This is a genomic window from Cloacibacillus evryensis DSM 19522, from assembly GCF_000585335.1.
Lineage (GTDB): Bacteria > Synergistota > Synergistia > Synergistales > Synergistaceae > Cloacibacillus > Cloacibacillus evryensis.
Genome location: NZ_KK073872.1, coordinates 19,486 through 35,463, shown reverse-complemented (window position 1 = coordinate 35,463; position 15,978 = coordinate 19,486). Strand labels below are relative to the sequence as shown.

The following is a 15,978-nucleotide window of genomic DNA, read 5'->3' as shown; positions in this document are numbered from 1 at the left end:
CCGGGCTTGACCAGGCATCCAGAGGCTTCAGGTTTGTTCCAACATCGATTGTAAAGCAAAAACCCCAAGCGCCTAGGCTCCGGCTCGGAGGCCGGAGCGACGGAAGGGCGCTAAATTGCAGTTTACCGTCCCGCTTTCGGCAGGAACAGCGTGGCGGTGAAGGTCTTTTCCGTCGTTTCGATGATGAGCGAGCCGCCGTTTTGTTCGGCTATTTTTTGCGCGGAGGCGATGCCGAGTCCCGCGCCTTCGTGTTTGGAGGAGAGGTATTTTCCGCCTCTCTTTTTTATTGTGCCGCCGTAGCTGTTTGCTATTATGATGATGCTCTGCGCGTTGGTTTCGGAGCCGGAGACGCGCACGTATGGGGCTTTCGCGCCGGCTGCGGCGTCCGCGGCGTTTTCTATCAGGTTGCCTAGCACGCGGCAAAGTTCCGTGTCGCTGAGGGCGAAGTCTGCGGGGATGGGGGCGATCACGTCGAAAGGCAGGCCGTTCTTTTTCGCCGCCGCGGCGTAGTGGCCGATGAGCGCGTCGATTACGGCGTTTTCGGAGTATTTGACGGCGGAGGCGGGCGGCGCGGCGTTTTCAAGGTTTTTGATGTATTCGTGGAGCGTCTTTTCGTCGCCTCCCGCCGCAAGCGCCGTCAGTGTGTGGAGGAGCTGGCGGTGGTCGTGGCGGAAGCGGCGGTTTTCGTCTATTTTTTCGCGCAGGGCTTCGATGTATGAGAGGTGGATGCCGAGCTCTTTTTCGGCGCGGCGTTCGTTTTCGCGCAGTGCGCGGCGTTCTCGCCATGCCTGCGCCAGGTCGCGCCAGAGCTGAATGCCGATGGCGGCGACGAGAGCGAATGTTCCCATTTCTGGGAACCAGCCGGTGATTATCGGCTCAAATTCTGGGTATATCCTGTCAAAGAGGATGGAAGCGGCGAAGAATACGTCGGCGCAGAGCAAAGGCAGCGGCGAGGATTCCGTTTTGCCGGCCGTACCCGCACCGATCGCGCCTTTTATGAGGTATGCCGCGACGGCGCTTTTGTAGAGGAATATCATTTCCGGGAAGAGTTCCGCGGCGAACGGCAGGCGCGGCGAGAGGAGGCCGTAGGCGAGGGAGGCGGCGGCCACCAGGTATGCCGCGCATTCCACCACGCGGGCGCAGCGGCCCGTTACGCCGCATATTCTATTGTGAAGGGTGACGGCGAGGGCGATCGCGAGGTAGCCGCAGAATATTTCCAGCGCGTACCAGGGACGCAGCGGCAGGTCGAAGAGCGCGTGGATGATGGGATAGCTTGAGCTGCCGATGAATGCGAGGCAGAGCAGCGAGTAGAGCCGCGCCGGAACGTATGCCAGCGCAACGGCGAAGTAGAGCGACGCCGCGGCCGACGCGAGGGCAAAGGCGACGACGGCGAGCGCTCTTGCGAGGCGGGCGAGGATAATCCGCTGCACGGCGCGCGTTTCGCCGAATGCCGGCGGGTAGACGAGGCCGCCGTAGAAGTGGTTTCTGTTGGCCGCCGCGATTACGATGTCGGCGGATGAGGCGGCGCGGAAGCTTATGAGGCGCGCGCCGGTAAGTTCGAGCCCCGCCGCGGGGTCGCCGACCTGTTCCGTTTCATGGCCATTGACGTAAAGTTTGTAGGCGGAGAATATCTCCGGCAGTTCGAGCGCGTAGCCGCGCTCTTCTTCGGGCAGCCGTATCCGCAGATGGTATGTTGCCGCGCCGACGGGTGATTTTCCGTCGGTGAGCGCGCCGCCGCCGATGCGTATTTCTTCTCTGCGCCATTTTCCCTCGCGTATTTCGCGCGGTGTGAGCAATTTTCCGGGGTAGACTATCCAGCCGTCGCGCAGGAAGCCGGCGGGGTGTTTTTTGAGGGCCGCCGCGTCAAGCCAAAGAACGCCGCCGATGGGCTGAGGCGACGGATATGTGTATTTATTGTCGAATTTGCAGATAAGGATAAAAAAGAGCGCGGAGAGCGCCGCCGCGGCCGCGACACGCAGCGCGAGGGGCACCCGCCCCGGGTTCATATAAATCTTTTATGGACGGCGTAGGCCGCCACGGAGAGGAAGCTCATGGCCAGCGCGCCCAGGTTCGCCAAATCCAAACTTTGGCTCTCGTTCGGGGCGGCCTTGCCGCCGCTTTCGTCAAGGGTGTACGTACCCGGCCCGCTCACGGTGAAGGAGGCCATGTTTTCCTCCTGCGCGTCCGGATTCGCGGCGATTTTTACGCCGGAGTCCAGAAGGAGCGGCGGTTCCGTTCTTTGCCCGCTCTCATAGGGGATGGAGAGGGTGAGCGGCCCGGCGTCGTCTACGGGCTGGCCGTTTTTCGCGAGCGCGACGGTTATTTCACCGTTTTCGCCGCGCGTCACGGAGACTGAAAGCGTGTCGTTTTTGCCGACCGCGAGCGCGTCCAGCGTCTCTTTGGGTATTTCAAGGTCGAAGGTGGAACGTGAGACGCTGATGCCGCCCTCTCCGCCGCGCATAAAGTCTATGCGTTTGCCGGTGTATGCGGCCGAGGCCGCCGCCGAGGATTCGGTACCTATGACCGGAGTATCGACGACGGGGGCGTCGCCGCCGGCATCGTCCACGCCGTCATCTTCGTCGCCGACCGGCTGTTCGACCTCAGGCGGAGCCGCCGCGTCGAGGTCCCCTCCGTCGCGGTCGCCGCCGGAGAAGTTGTATTCGACGATGTTTTTGTCGAAGGTAAATGAGAACATGTTTGTGCGGCCGCCGGTGTAGTCGGCCTGGAGCCGGTAGGAGGAGCCGTCTTTGAGCAGGAAGCCGTAGAGCACGAGGTTGGTTTTGAAGACGGAGATGCAGTCGTCGTGTTCAAGCTCGGTCCATTCGCCGCCGTCTTCGGAGATCCAGACGGTCATTTCCTCGGGATCGCATGGCGGCTCCACCCAGGGAAAGGTGTATGACCCCGCCCTTGCCGTGTGGAAGACGTTGAGCTGCGGTTTGCCTTTTTCCTGTATGGAGACGGGGATGAAGGGGTGCGGCGTTTCCGTGCCGGCAGCGACGGAGAAGCCGTCGGCGATGACCGGTTCGCCGGTAATTTTAAAGACGCCGGCTTTCGTCATGTCCGTGCCGGAGGCCGTCCATTTTATTTCAAATTCATGCCGTGCGCCGGAGCCGTCGCTGCCATAGGCGTAACAGTTGGCGGCGTCAAGCTCTTCGATTATTTCCTCTTCCGTGGCCTGCCCAGCCTCGACGGCGAACGCGTAGGTATAGGGGTTCCATTCGTCGAATTTTGTGATAACGACGTCGCCGTTCGTCTCCGGCGCCGGATCGGCAACGGGCGGCGTCCAGACGAGGGAGTCCGCGCGCACGGCGAGAAACGCGGCAAGGAAGATCAATATAATAATAGGTATCATTCTCAAGGTTTTCATCGCTTCTCACCCTACGATATTATACATCAAATCAGGTAAATGGCGTAAAAAGGGAAGTGTAAGACTGGCTTTATGTTTGTTGTTTTGTCATGCCGGCCTCCGGCGCTCCGTCGGCTCGGGTTTGTTGTTCCGTCATTCCGGCCTCCGAGCCGGAATCCAGCGCCGTTGACCCGTCATTCCCGAATGCTCCTATCGGGAATCCAGCGGCTTGATGTTTTTGCTCCGCCAGCGCATATAAAACCAACGCCACTCAGCTCCGGCTCGCAGGCCGGAACGACGGAAGGGCACAGCGTTAAACTGCGGTTTATCTTGTCATGCCGGGCTTGACCCGGCATCTAGTGGCTTCAGGTTTGTTCCAACATCGATTGTAAAGCAAAAACCAACGCCCCCTGGCTCCGGCTCGGAGGCCGGAGCGACGGAAGGACAGAGCGGTAAATCGCAGTTTATCTTTCTCCTCTCCCAAAGGAAATCAACTATAGCAGTTTTGCATAATAACAAAAAAATCGGCGCGAAGAAGTGCCGTAGGCTAAATAAGCCGGTCTCTGAGTACCGGAGCCGTATTCTCCATACGGCGATTGCAAGGCAATGTTCCCCGCCATTGGCGGGGAACTCTTTTTAAATTATCCACATTGCCGCGGCATGCGGGTGCGTTTGCCGCAGGACACTCAGGGGCCGGCTTATGACGCATACGGTGCTTATTCGCGCCGATTTTTATAAACGCCGGTTTAGCTTGTCATGCCGGCTCCGACGCTCCGTCGCCCCGGGCTTGACCCGGGGCCCACCAGCGGCCCGGGTTTGTTGTTCTGTCATTCCGGCCTCCGTGCCGAGGCGGCAATATATAGTCAACATAAATCAAATTATTTTTACGCTTTTATCCGCTCTTTGTTACCTTTGCCGCCCCTTTTTTAAGGAACCAGGCCTCCACGCGCTCCATGATGTCGCCCTGGAGGACGATTTTTCCCTCTTCCATTGCGGAACCGCAGCCGAGGGCTTTGCGCAGATCTTTCGCGAGCGCCGCCGTGTCGCCGCGGTAGTCCTGCGGCAGCATTACGATCGTCACGGTCTTGCCGCCGCGCCCCGCGCGTTCGCGGCGCAGGGAGACTTTTGATATCTTCGTTTCGGTTTGCGTTTTCTCCCGGGCCGGCGGCGGCGAGGCTTTTTTTGTTTCCGTCCCGCTATCGGCCGCGTCGGAAACCGCCGGTTCCGCCGTCTTTTCCGCTCCCAGCAGCGCTCCGAGCGATATTCCGAGCGGCCCCTGGCGCGAGAGGGAAAAACCTTCCCCCTCCGTAAGTTTTTTATTCTTTTTCTCTTTCATCAGCTTTATCCTCCCACAGGTATCGCAAGTGTTGCCGGTTACCAGAATTATAGAGTAAGATGGCGCTGTAAGGTATCGATTGGCCGCGGACACAAAGAGACTCGCGCGGCCGGCCGCCGGTTCCGCTTTTTTATACGAGATATGTAATCCGCCCTTGTTGTTTTTAAGTTTAGGCTATTTAATTATAAAAGAATGAAATATGGATAAGCGAGGTATTTTTATGAATAGAATAGAGGCCTTTGACGAAAACTTTTTCTCTTTTGCCGCGATGCTCGGAAGCGCGCCGGGCGGTTCGCTGCTCCGTTTTGCCGCGCCGTCGCTGGCCGCCGCGAGCGGACAGCCCTACGCGGGAGAGAATTACGCAATTTTCGGCATCGGCGCGGGGAACGAGGATGTGACGGCGGCGCTATCGTTTTTCAGCGAACGCCGCGCGGAGTTCGTCGCGCCGTGGCTGCCGCAGACCCCTTACGGCCTCGCGCAGATTTTCGAGGAGCGCGGGCTGCTGCGCCGCCGGATATATACTTCGATGTATCTCCCCGCCGAGAGTATGCGGGCGGGAGAGCCGCCAAAGGATGTTTCACGGATAACTGAGGGAGAGGCGCGGCGGTGGGGAGAGGCCGCCTGGTACGCCTTTGGCGGGGATGATGCCGCTGACACGGATTCCTACAGGGGCTACGGGGCCTATCTCGCCGCGCACGAGTCAAACATGGCTTTCGCGCTTGAGGCCGGCGGCAGATATCTTTCGACCGCGCTCATTCACGAGACGGAGAACACCGTCGGCCTCTACTATTTTGCCACCCTGCCGGAGCACCGCCGCCGCGGCCTCGCCTTGCGCCTGATGGACGGCCTCACGGCGGCTCTCGCGCATAAGGGCAAGCCCCTCGTACTCCTCGCGACGGAGGCAGGGCTGCCCTTCTATATCAATTACGGCTTCAAGGTGATCGACAAGGTGCCGATCTGCTCGCTGACGGAGGATATTTAAACAGACCCCGCGGAGGGCGGCGCGATCTCCGAGGCCGCCTTCCATTTTTCCTTTGAAATCGCGTAAATAAGATGCGGCATCTCTTTTCCCCTATAATGTCTTATAAAGCGCCCCTCTATCTCCATACCGAGGCGTTCGGCGACACCGCGCGAGGCGCTGTTTTCCGGGCGTATCACGGCGATCACCCGTTCCGCTCCCAGACGTTCAAAGGCGCAGGCCAGCGAGGCCCTCGCGCCCTCCGTCGCGTAGCCCATGCCCCAGCGTTCTTTCATCAATATGTAGGCGACGCCGAAATGGCGGCATCCCTCGATAGTTTCGACGAGAGGGCCGATAAAGCCTATAATTTCGCCGCTCGTTTTTTCGACCGCGGCGAGATAGCTGAAGCCGTCGTCTTTGTAGCGCCTGATACATTCCCCTATCCACCGGCGAACCTCTTCTTCGGAGAATCCGTGTTCCCAGGCGTACATCACCCCGGCGTCGCCGAGTATCCGTGACGCGGCCTCAAAGTCCGCTTCGGTTATTTCGCGCATTATGAGCCTTTCCGTCTCGATCACCGCATCCGCCTCCCCATGGCCATATATATTAGTCTTATGTTTTATAACTGCTTTTTTCACGAGAGTCAACCGCGCCGCCGATGGACTATAATGTATAAAAACAGGAAGGGAATGACTTTCATGATAGACTTGGTGAGCCTCTGGCGCGACGCGAAGGCTGACACGCCCGTCTGTACGGTCACTGGCACGACGAAGAATATGATCCTCAACGCGATGATGGACGGCGCGCACAGCTATGAGGCGATGGCCAAGGCGACGCCGCTCTGTGCGGATAATGAATGCGCGGAGCGCAATCCCTCGGGACGCGGCTGCCGCGAGAATGTCGAGGCCCTCATCTCCATTTATCTCCCCGTCTATGAGATGATGACGGAGGGCGGAGGCTGCCGCCACAGCAAGCCTCAGCCAAAACCCGACGGCTGTTCCGGCACGCGCACCGACGCCTGCGGCGGCTGTACGGGGTGCGGCGCTTGATTCCTCTGTTTTCTTAGGATGCCGCCGGAAGGTGTTTTTGCCGTCGTATTTTTTTAATTCGGGAAGTGAAACTATAGTTTCTCTTCCTTTTTTATATTATTTACAGTATACTTTTTACGCAAAATATTTTTGCCCGAGGGAGTGAAAGTCTGTCCGCATGTTCATCATACCCCGCGATTTACCGTTTTACGTGATGATTTTTAATCGCCAATATATTTAAATCGTATATTTTTATCTGTATTGCATTTTTTTACAAGACCTTGCCGTTCCTTCGATATATTATTTTCTCAGTTTTATATGAAAGCGTCTCCCGCCATACGCCGGCATGGCGAAGGGATGGGAAGGGAGGGTCGTTGTGAAGCTTGATTTTCATAAGTTGTATATCAAGGGTCTTGAGTGGGGAGAAAAGACAACCGTCAGCGACGGCGTTCTTTATGTGAACAAGGAAGAGGCGATCCAAGCCTGCGGCGTTTTTCCGGCCGTAGCCTCTTTTTCACTGCACATTGCGCGCCCGGGGGAGAGTGTCAGGATCTTGCCGGTCAAGGCCGCAGTCGAGCCGAGATGTAAGCTTTCACGGCAGGGATCGATGTTCCCTGGTATTGTGGGAGATATGGAGCAGGCGGGGATCGGAGAGACTCTCGCGCTGAAGAACTGCGCCGTGCTCGTAACGGAGAGCGGCGATAAAGAGGCGAAATGCCGAACGGGCGGGCTGGTGGATATGAGCGGACCGGCCGCGGCTTATTCGCCATTTTCAAAGACTTTCAACGTCGTCCTCTGCGCCCGCGTAAAGCCCGAGGTTTTAAAGGAAGAGACGCTGACGACGGATGAAGCCTGCCGCCTCGCCTCTTTCCGCCTCGCCGTCTATCTCGCGCAAAGCTGCTCGGATGCGAGGGCCGACGAGGTCAGGACGTATGAGCTCGGCAAGGCCGACGAGAGGCTGCCCGGCGTCGTATATGTCATGCAGCTGCTGGCCCAGAACCCCGAGATCATCGATTTTCACGTCTACGGGCAGCTTGCCGGCACGACGCTGATACCGACCGTCGTCCATCCCAACGAGGTGCTCGACGGCGCGGTGACGACGTTCCTCGGCGCTCACTGCACGGTCTGCGCGGACAAGCAGTATATGTATGAGGTCCAGAACAGCCCCGTGATCGAAGAGTTTTACGAACAGCACGGCAAGAAGGTCCGCTTTCTCGGCGTCATCGTGCATAACGAGGTCACGACGATGGAGGGTAAGCTCCGCGCCAGCGCCTTTACGGCGAAGCTCGCGAAGATGATGGGCGCAAGCGGCGCGATCCTCGTCACGGAGGGCCACGGCAATCCTGACGAAGATATCATGCTCAACGTCAAGGCTCTGGAAGACGAGGGCGTGAAGACGGTCATCATCTCCGACGAGATGGGCGGCCGCGACGGCAGGAGCCCCGGGCTCGCGGACTGGGTCCCGGAGTGCGGCGCGATGGTGAGCGTAGGCAATATGCACCAGCTCCTCGCCGTACCCAAGGCGCTGGAGACATTTATCGGCAACGAGGATTCGATGGATATCATCCGCGCCGTCATCGACAGCCATCCGGAGGACAGCGGGCTGTTTTACACCGAGCTTATCCACATCCCCTGCTCATGCGCGCAGGCCGGGATCAGCCGCCTGTCGGCGGACTGGATTTAAAGGAGGGGCGCAGGGATGGTATATAAAATCCTTCACTATATCAATCAGTTCTTCGCCGGAGTCGGCGGGGAGGACAAGGCAGATTTCGAGCCGAAGGCGGTATCCGGCGCGATGGGGCCCGGAGTGCAGCTAGAAAAGCTTTTCGGCGGCAAGGCCGACATCTCCATGACCTACGTCTGCGGAGACAATTATTTCGCCGAGCATACGGACGAGGTCCTCGCGGATTTCGCCGAGGTGCTGGCGCGGGAAGAGCCGGATCTCATCATCGCCGGCCCCTCCTTCTACGCCGGAAGATACGGCTTCGCCTGCGGCCACGTCATCAAAAAGGCTCAGGAGCTTCTCGGCATCCCGGGGATAGCCGGAATGAACAACGAAAGCCCCGCCGTCGAGATGTTCCGCGACGATATGTACATAATTAAGACGGGAAATTCCGTAAGGGCGATGAAGCCGGCGCTGGAAGACATGGCGGCGCTCGTCGGGAAGCTTCTCGCGAAAGAGCCGCTCGGCTCCGCCGTCTTTGAAAATTATTTCCACCGCCATGTGAGAAAAAATTTCTTCCGCGCCGAGAACGGCGGCAAGCGCGCCGTCGACATGCTGCTGAAGAAGATGAGCGGAGAGCCTTTCGTCTCCGAATATTTGCAGGAGATACCGGAAAAGGTCGCGATCGCGCCCCCTGTGAAGGATCTTGCCAAGGCCACGGTAGCGCTGCTCAACACCGGCGGCATCGTTCCCGCCGGCAATCCGGACAAGATCGAAAGCTCGTCCGCCACAAAGTACGGCGCTTACTCCGCCGCGGGCTGCGAGCGGCTTGAGGCGGGCAAAATAATCTCAATACACGGCGGTTATGACACCAGTTTCGCGAACGCCGACCCCAACCGCATCGTGCCGGTGGACGTGATGCGCGGCCTTGAAAAGGAGGGCGTCATCGGCAAGATGCACGAGACCTTCTACACGACGGTCGGCACGGGGGCGTCCCTGCTTAACGGAGAGGCCTTCGGGCGCGGAATCGCCGGAGCTTTGAAGGAAGCGGGCGTCGACGCCGCGATCATGGTCTCCACCTGAGGATCGTGCACACGCTGCGGCGCAGCAATAACAAAGGAAGTCGAACGTTCGGGAATCCCCTGCGCGCACATCACGGCCATCGACCCCATCGCGCACACATTCGGAAGCAACAGAGTCGTCCACGGAGTATCGATCCCTCACCCGCTTGCAAAGCCAAATGAAGACCGGGAAACAGAATATAACGAGCGAAAAAATATAATACTTAATGCTCTGGAAAGGGTTGCAAAATAAAATTCCGCCTGCCGGCGACAATACGCCGGCAGGCGGCCGTGTCCGTTAGGGGGAGTGCATATGAGAGAAAAGAGAAGGCCCGTCAGGAGACTGTGGAGGAGGAAATCTCTTCGCGGCATGGATTTTTTGACGGCGGAAAATCTCCCCGCCGAAAGAGCCGCCTCTCATCTGCACCACGGGTATACGATAAGCATCGTCGAGGACGGGATTCTGCCGGTAAATTTCCGCGAGTTCAAGCTCGATCTGAAACCGGGAGATTTTCTCATCCTCGGCCCCGACGTTCCGCATAATTTTAATTTTTCCCCTCAGATGGGCCGCTGTTCGTACCGCACCGTCTTTGTGAAGGAAGAATATTTGTCGAACGAGCTCAAGACGGCCATCGCGAGAGAAAATTTAACGATCTCCTGTTTTTCCGATCTTACGATGTGGGAAGACTATCTGAATATACAGCGCGGCATCGAATCCGGCTCGGAGTCCGACATCGGCGAGATCATCGGCCGCTCCGAGAAGCTGCTCTCGCGTATGCCGGATTTCGTGCTCTCGCGTATGCTCGTGAGGTCCCCGCACATTTTGACCGTTAAAGAGTATCTCAAGGATAACTTCGCCGCCGCGCCCAACATCGAAGAGCTGGCGAAGATCGCCCACATCAGCCCCTTTTACCTCATGCGACTCTTCAAGGAAGAGATCGGGCTTTCGCCCCACGCCTACATCAATCAGCTGCGGATAAACAAGGCCAAAGAGATGATAGAGGACGGGATGCCGCTGCTTCAGATAACGTACGAGCTTGGGTTCACGGACCAGAGCCATTTTTCAAAGACCTTTTTGAAAGTCACGGGTGTAAACCCCGTGCACTACGGAAACATTCAGCGCACTGTCAGCGAATAGCCGGAAAATTCTTTTTTTCGCGGCTGTGCCGGGGCTATATCCGGGGAGCGTTTCACGCCTCCTTTGACGCCGCTCCCGGTCGCTGCGCGCAGTATTTTATCGCAATTATTAAGGGAGGAAGCCGCATATGGGAGCAATGGATTACCTCAGGACCAACAGTTTGGATATTATAGTTTTGGTGCTTTACTTCTGCGTATTGATCGGAAACGGAATATATTTCAGCTGCAAAAAGACAAGGGAGCTGAAAAAGGCTAAGGGCGGCGATTCCGGCACGGACAGCTTCCTCGTCGGCGGAAAATCCTTCGGCGTCTTCGCCACCCTCTGCACGCAGGGCGCGTCAATGAAGGGCTCCGGCGCGCTGCTCGGCTACAGCGGCGGCGCATTCGTCAACGGCTGCGGCACGCTCATCCCGGGACAGTGCTACAGCCTGGGCGCGTGGTTCTCGATCGCCTGCGGCATGGCGCGCAAGCTGAGAAAATGCGCCGATAAGCTGGATATTTCAAGCATCGGCGACGTCTTCGTCGCACGCTTTGAAAAGCCGGCGCTGAGAAAACTTTCCGGCGTCGCCGGAGCCTGGCTCGCGCTTTCGATACTTTGCAGCCAGATGGCGGCTCTCGGCCTGCTGATCCACCTGATGTTCAGCAAATACGGCATGACCTATGAGCTGGCGCTCGTCATCGGGATCATCGTCTCCTTCACCTACGTCAGCATCGGCGGCCTCGTCTCCGTCGTCTACAACGACGTCTTCCAGTGGCTGATAATGACGCCGATGATCTTCATTGTCCTGCCAGGTTCGATGATACTGATGCACGGCGTTACGCCGCAGGCGATGCACAGTACCCTCGACGCGGCGCAGTTCTTCTCGCTACGGCCGAACATGTGGTGGCTCGGCTACCTGCTCTCCGGCCTGCTCGCCTCCTGCTGCGACGTGACCCATGTACAGCGCTTCATCTCCGCCAAAGATGAAAAGACCTCCGTCAAAGGAAGTATGCTCGGCTTTGCCTACTGCACGCTCTTCGCCGGCGTCGTCACCTTCCTCGGCCTCGGGGCCGCGATGCTCGTAGACCCCGCCATTATCGGAAAGAATACTGACGGCGTCCTCTTCGCGCTCATCTCCGAAGTGCTCCCGCACGGCCTCATCGGCCTCTTCGTCGCGGCGATCCTTGCCACTACCATCTCGACGCTCGACTCCTATCTTCAGGTCTGCGTCCTCTGCCTGATGGTGGATATCGTCGAACCGGCGCTTCCCGAGACCACCACGGAAAAGCAGAAACTCTTCTGCTGCCGCCTGCTGACCCTGCTGATCGCCGTGGCCGCCTCGCTGCTCGTGCTGCAGTTCAAAGGTATACTTACAATTGTCGCCGTCGGCTACAGCACCTTCTCGTCGATGATGTTCCTGCCCTTTATGTGCGCCCTCTACTGGAAGCGCTGCACCGGCTCCGGCTGCGTCGCGGGAATGGTCGCCGGCTGCCTCGCCTGCTCGGCCGGCGTTTATCTGAAGCTGCCGCTGCCGATAGTCTGGGGCGTCGCCGCTTCGCTGATCGCCATCGCCGGCGTCTCCTTCGCCACCGCCTCCGAGCAGAAGCCGCTGCTTCCCGGATTCAACGAGCACGGCCAGGAGATCGACCACAGCGTCCTCAAGGGCTGCGTATTCGGAACGGCCGGCAGTCTGCTCATCTCCGTCGGCTTCGGCATGTACATCAACTGGATATACATCATCGCCGGCATCATCGGCATGTATCTCTGCGTGACGATGATAGACAAGGCCTTCAAAAAATACACGTTGACGGCGTAAAAGCCGCCGCGTCATATCCGCGCGGCGGGAGTCGCTTCCTCCCGCCGCTTTCTTGTTTTCGCGCAAAAAGCCGGGCTGAATAAGGAATATGCCCGATTTGTTCTTATCCGCGTTGTGGTATCATAAAATCCGAAGTTTTTATCACTGAAAAAAGAACGACAGGAGGCTTCTTTATGAAGGGCATGCTCAATGATTTTAAGGAATTCGCCATGCGCGGCAATGTTATGGATATGGCGGTCGGCGTCATCATCGGCGCGGCCTTCGGCAAGATCGTGACCTCGCTGGTCAATGACGTCCTCATGCCGCCGATCGGGCTGCTGGTCGGGGGGATAGATTTTTCAAACCTTTTCATCAGCCTTTCCGGCACGCACGCGGCGACGCTCGCCGAGGCGCAGGCGCAGAATATCCCCGTGATCGCCTACGGCGTCTTCATCAACACGGTCATCAATTTCCTCATCCAGGCCTGGGCCATCTTCATGGTCATCAAGTTCGCCAATAAACTGAAGGCGGAGAAACCAGCGGAGCCGGCACAGCCGCCGCGCCTTTGCCCCTATTGCTTCTCGGAGGTCAACGAAAAGGCGACGCGCTGCCCGCACTGCACCTCGGAGCTGTAACCGCCGCCGAACGACGCGGCAAAACCGGATCAAGAGGGCCTTTCTCCGGCGGGCTCTCTTTTATTTTTTGTTTTTATGCCTAAATCTCAACTTTAAGGCAGAATCCTGCATTGACATTTATCTGGTTCAGTGTGATATTACATGAGTAAATGTAATGTAACGATTTTAAGGACGGTGGAAAAAGATGACGTGATCTAGCGCTGATAAAATGCACGGGATGCATTGCACGGCCGCCGGACACGCCCTTCGTCCAGTTTTCTCCCTTGAACAAGATTGACTCTGTCCCCGGCCCACTGATATAAGGAATCCCCCCTGCATTGATATTGCGTTGCGGCACGGCGGCCCCCTCGCGGCGGCGGCCTGTTGTTGGTCTGTTATTTGGTTTTTTGCAATAAACAACATAAAAATTACATAAGGAGTGTTTCTCAATGAAGAAGTTTCTCATCGCGGCGGTAATATGCCTCTTTGCGGCGACGGCTTTCGCCGCCTCGCCTCTGGACGTTTTTAAGGGCCGGAAGGGCAAGATCGACATCGCCGGCGGCACCGCGCACATCCCCGTCATGAAAGAGGCGGCCAAGCGCATCATGGGCGTCAACCCCGATATCCGCATCACCGTGGCCGGCGGCGGCTCCGGCGTCGGCGTCAAGCAGGTCGGCGAAGGGCTCGTGGAGATCGGCAACACCGGCCGCCCGCTGAAAAAGGACGAGGTCGAGAAGTACGGCCTTGAGACGTTCCCCTTCGCGATCGACGGCGTCGCGGTGGTCGTGAACCCAGCCAATAAGGTCGCCGAGCTTTCGTTCGAGCAGCTTATCGACATCTACGCCGGTAAGATCACCAACTGGAAGGCGGTCGGAGGCGACGACGCGGAGATCAACCTCTACGTACGCGAGGACGGCAGCGGCACGCGCGAGGTCTTCACCGACAAGGCGATCAAGAAGGGCGATGTTTCGGCCAAGGCCAACGTCGTAAATTCCAACGGCGCGATGAAGACCGCCGTCGCCAAGGACGCGCGCGCGATCGGTTACGTGGGGATCGGCCACATCGACAGCTCCGTCAAGGCTCCCAAGCTCGCGGGGATGACCGCGACGCAGGAGAACGCCGCGAGCGGCAAGTATACCGTCGTGCGCGACCTCTTCATGAACACCAAGGGTAAGCCGGCGGGACTTACGGCGCTCTTCATCGATTACATCTACTCGCCGGAGGGCGCGCAGATAATCAAGGACAGCGGCTACATCCCTCTTCCCAGAAAGTAGCAAAAACACTGCGGGGCGCCGGAAAAACCTTTCGGCGTCCCCTTCCTGCAAAGGACGGCTTTATGATGATAGATTCTCCAAACACCCCGTTTTGGCTGCGGGCTTCCGCTTTTTACGTCACGGCGCTGCTGGCGACCGTCTTCGTCTTTATAACCTTTTGTGCCGCCGAGGGACTCTTCATGAGCGGCCCCACTCTGTTTACCTCCGTCTGGCATCCCGAGACGCAGGAATTCGGCATCCTGCCGATGATCGCGGCGACAGCGGCGCTCTCCCTCTCTTCGCTGGCCATTGGCTGGCTGGTCGCCTTCGGCTGTATCTGCCACATATATGGTTTTGGCGGAAAATACAGCGCCTCGCTGCTTTCGTCACTCCTGCGCATCATGACGGCGATCCCCACGGTGGTCTACGGCTTCGCCTCCGTATTCCTCCTCGTTCCGCTGATACGCGACGGCCTCGGCGGCTCCGGCTTTTCCTGGTTCACGGCCGCGCTCGTCCTTTCGCTGCTCATCACGCCGACGATGGTGCTGACGATGGAGAGCGCCGTGTCGCAGGTCGCGCGCGAGAGCGGCCTCACCGCCGAAGCCCTCGGCCTTTCGCGCGCCGAGCACCTCGTCTGCGTCGTGCTGCCGGCGTGCCGGGAATGGCTGTGGGGAGCCGCGCTGCTAGGCTTCGGGCGCGCGGCGGGGGATACGATGATCCCCACGATGCTGGCCGGCAACGCCGTGCAGTATCCGACCTCGCCCTTTGAAGCGATCCGCACGCTGACGGCGCACATCGGGCTCGTGCTCTCCTCGGATGTCGGCGGCACGGCCTATTATTCCCTCTTCGTTGCCGGCGGCATATTGCTTGTGCTGAGCACGGGGGCGAATATTATTTTCAGGGCGGTCCGCCGCGGGAGGAATACAAGGTGAAGGGGCGGCTATTATTTTGCCGGATGATCGCCGGAGCGGGGGCGCTCTATGTGGCCGGAGCCTGCGGGGCGCTGATTTTTTTCCTCGCCGATAAGGGGCTTCCCGTTCTCGGCACACGGCTCTTTTTCGGCGATACGCCCCCCTTAGAGGCGATGATGGGGCTCCGTCCCGTCTGGGAGGGCATCTGGCCGGCTTTCGCGGGCACATTCTGCCTGGTCCTCCTCACGATGCTTATGGCGGCGGTCCCGGGGATCGGCTGCGGCATCTATCTGGCGCGGTTCGCCAGGGGCCGCACGAAAGAAACGCTGTCGCTCGCGATAAATCTGCTGGCAAGCGTCCCCTCCATTGTGATGGGCCTCTTCGGCTTCGTGCTGATCCTCGCGCTGCGGCACACGCTGGCGCCCGGCGCGACGACGAGCATCTCTCTCGCCGCCTTCTGCCTAGCGCTGCTTGTGATGCCGGCGCTCGTCGTGACGACGCGCTCGTCGATCGAAAGTCTGCCGCCGATGCTTGAATTGACCGGTGCCTCGCTGGGTTTTTCGGAAAATCAGATCCTGCGCCGCCTGCTGGTTCCCGCCGCCGCCCGCGGCATTCTCGGAGGGATGATCCTCTCCATGGGGCGCGCGGCGGAGGATACCGCCGTCATAATGCTGACCGGCGTCGTTGTAAATTCCGGGCTGCCGGCGGGGCTCGCCGCCAAGTTTGAGGCCCTGCCTTTTTTGATCTATTACACCGCGGCGCAGTACGCCGACGAAAGCGAACTGCTGCGCGGATTCGGCGCCTCGCTGGTTTTATTGCTGCTCTCGGCCCTCCTGATGGGGGTCGCCTGGCTCTGCCAGAGGGGTATGGAGCGCCGTTGGAAGGGGATATATTGA

At 58.8% G+C, this 15,978-nt stretch carries 14 protein-coding genes; 10 read left to right on the top strand and 4 right to left on the bottom strand.

What is annotated here, in order from left to right; translation table 11 throughout:
• Positions 1 to 122: 122 nt before the first annotated feature.
• The 3 genes from CLOEV_RS00170 to CLOEV_RS15560 all read right to left on the bottom strand — a co-directional run bounded on the left by CLOEV_RS00170 (position 123) and on the right by CLOEV_RS15560 (position 4,682).
• A complete protein-coding gene (locus CLOEV_RS00170; protein ID WP_034441220.1) occupies positions 123 to 2,006 on the bottom strand; it encodes a sensor histidine kinase in 1,884 nt (627 codons plus the stop codon).
• On the bottom strand, positions 2,003 to 3,367 hold the full coding sequence (locus tag CLOEV_RS00165; RefSeq protein WP_156938337.1) for a hypothetical protein: 1,365 nt from the start codon (positions 3,365 to 3,367) through the stop codon (positions 2,003 to 2,005). The genes CLOEV_RS00170 and CLOEV_RS00165 overlap by 4 nt, the downstream gene beginning before the upstream one ends.
• An 871-nt stretch (positions 3,368 to 4,238) precedes the next feature.
• Positions 4,239 to 4,682, bottom strand: a complete 444-nt coding sequence (locus CLOEV_RS15560; protein ID WP_051484741.1) for a translation initiation factor — start codon at positions 4,680 to 4,682, stop codon at positions 4,239 to 4,241.
• 220 nt (positions 4,683 to 4,902) lie between these two features.
• On the opposite strand from CLOEV_RS15560, the gene CLOEV_RS00155 reads away from it, so the two are divergent.
• Positions 4,903 to 5,664 carry a GNAT family N-acetyltransferase gene (locus tag CLOEV_RS00155; RefSeq protein WP_034441217.1) on the top strand — a complete coding sequence of 254 codons (762 nt, stop codon included), beginning with the start codon at positions 4,903 to 4,905 and terminating at the stop codon, positions 5,662 to 5,664.
• Here the strand turns inward: CLOEV_RS00155 and CLOEV_RS00150 are convergent.
• Positions 5,661 to 6,218: a GNAT family N-acetyltransferase gene (locus tag CLOEV_RS00150; RefSeq protein ID WP_051484739.1), complete on the bottom strand. Its 558-nt coding sequence runs from the start codon at positions 6,216 to 6,218 to the stop codon at positions 5,661 to 5,663. The two genes, CLOEV_RS00155 and CLOEV_RS00150, sit on opposite strands and share 4 nt — an antisense overlap.
• Before the next feature lie 120 nt (positions 6,219 to 6,338).
• Here CLOEV_RS00150 and CLOEV_RS00145 point away from each other — a divergent pair, with 120 nt between their 5' ends.
• The 9 genes from CLOEV_RS00145 (at position 6,339) to CLOEV_RS00105 (ending at position 15,978) form a co-directional block, all read left to right on the top strand.
• Positions 6,339 to 6,689 carry a hypothetical protein gene (locus CLOEV_RS00145; protein ID WP_156938336.1) on the top strand — a complete coding sequence of 117 codons (351 nt, stop codon included), beginning with the start codon at positions 6,339 to 6,341 and terminating at the stop codon, positions 6,687 to 6,689.
• A gap of 355 nt (positions 6,690 to 7,044) precedes the next feature.
• Complete coding sequence (locus CLOEV_RS00140; protein WP_034441215.1) at positions 7,045 to 8,352, top strand: glycine/sarcosine/betaine reductase component B subunit; 1,308 nt, start codon at positions 7,045 to 7,047, stop codon at positions 8,350 to 8,352.
• A 15-nt stretch (positions 8,353 to 8,367) separates the two neighbouring features.
• A complete protein-coding gene (locus CLOEV_RS00135; protein WP_245591090.1) occupies positions 8,368 to 9,645 on the top strand; it encodes a glycine/betaine/sarcosine/D-proline family reductase selenoprotein B in 1,278 nt (425 codons plus the stop codon).
• Positions 9,646 to 9,705: 60 nt separating this feature from the next.
• Positions 9,706 to 10,530 carry an AraC family transcriptional regulator gene (locus CLOEV_RS15555; RefSeq protein ID WP_084482121.1) on the top strand — a complete coding sequence of 275 codons (825 nt, stop codon included), beginning with the start codon at positions 9,706 to 9,708 and terminating at the stop codon, positions 10,528 to 10,530.
• A 127-nt stretch (positions 10,531 to 10,657) separates the two neighbouring features.
• Positions 10,658 to 12,325, top strand: coding sequence for a sodium:solute symporter family protein (locus CLOEV_RS00125; RefSeq protein WP_034441211.1), 1,668 nt, complete (start codon positions 10,658 to 10,660; stop codon positions 12,323 to 12,325).
• A gap of 173 nt (positions 12,326 to 12,498) precedes the next feature.
• Complete coding sequence (gene mscL, locus CLOEV_RS00120; RefSeq protein ID WP_034441209.1) at positions 12,499 to 12,939, top strand: large conductance mechanosensitive channel protein MscL; 441 nt, start codon at positions 12,499 to 12,501, stop codon at positions 12,937 to 12,939.
• Between the two features lie 428 nt (positions 12,940 to 13,367).
• Positions 13,368 to 14,192, top strand: a complete 825-nt coding sequence (locus CLOEV_RS00115; RefSeq protein ID WP_008708527.1) for a phosphate ABC transporter substrate-binding protein — start codon at positions 13,368 to 13,370, stop codon at positions 14,190 to 14,192.
• A gap of 62 nt (positions 14,193 to 14,254) precedes the next feature.
• Positions 14,255 to 15,103 (top strand): PstC family ABC transporter permease, encoded by an 849-nt coding sequence (locus tag CLOEV_RS00110; RefSeq protein WP_232196828.1) that lies wholly within the window; start codon positions 14,255 to 14,257, stop codon positions 15,101 to 15,103.
• Positions 15,100 to 15,978, top strand: a complete 879-nt coding sequence (locus CLOEV_RS00105) for a PstA family ABC transporter permease (protein ID WP_034441206.1) — start codon at positions 15,100 to 15,102, stop codon at positions 15,976 to 15,978. Before CLOEV_RS00110 ends, CLOEV_RS00105 begins: the two co-directional genes overlap by 4 nt.

Coding starts and splice junctions, on each gene's coding strand:
- CLOEV_RS00165 (WP_156938337.1), bottom strand. CDS start 3,367: ATGAAAACCTTGAGAATGATACCTATTATTATATTGATCTTCCTTGCC.
- mscL (WP_034441209.1), top strand. CDS start 12,499: ATGAAGGGCATGCTCAATGATTTTAAGGAATTCGCCATGCGCGGCAAT.
- CLOEV_RS00110 (WP_232196828.1), top strand. CDS start 14,255: ATGATGATAGATTCTCCAAACACCCCGTTTTGGCTGCGGGCTTCCGCT.
- CLOEV_RS00170 (WP_034441220.1), bottom strand. CDS start 2,006: ATGAACCCGGGGCGGGTGCCCCTCGCGCTGCGTGTCGCGGCCGCGGCG.
- CLOEV_RS00145 (WP_156938336.1), top strand. CDS start 6,339: ATGATAGACTTGGTGAGCCTCTGGCGCGACGCGAAGGCTGACACGCCC.
- CLOEV_RS00125 (WP_034441211.1), top strand. CDS start 10,658: ATGGGAGCAATGGATTACCTCAGGACCAACAGTTTGGATATTATAGTT.
- CLOEV_RS00155 (WP_034441217.1), top strand. CDS start 4,903: ATGAATAGAATAGAGGCCTTTGACGAAAACTTTTTCTCTTTTGCCGCG.
- CLOEV_RS15560 (WP_051484741.1), bottom strand. CDS start 4,682: ATGAAAGAGAAAAAGAATAAAAAACTTACGGAGGGGGAAGGTTTTTCC.
- CLOEV_RS00115 (WP_008708527.1), top strand. CDS start 13,368: ATGAAGAAGTTTCTCATCGCGGCGGTAATATGCCTCTTTGCGGCGACG.
- CLOEV_RS15555 (WP_084482121.1), top strand. CDS start 9,706: ATGAGAGAAAAGAGAAGGCCCGTCAGGAGACTGTGGAGGAGGAAATCT.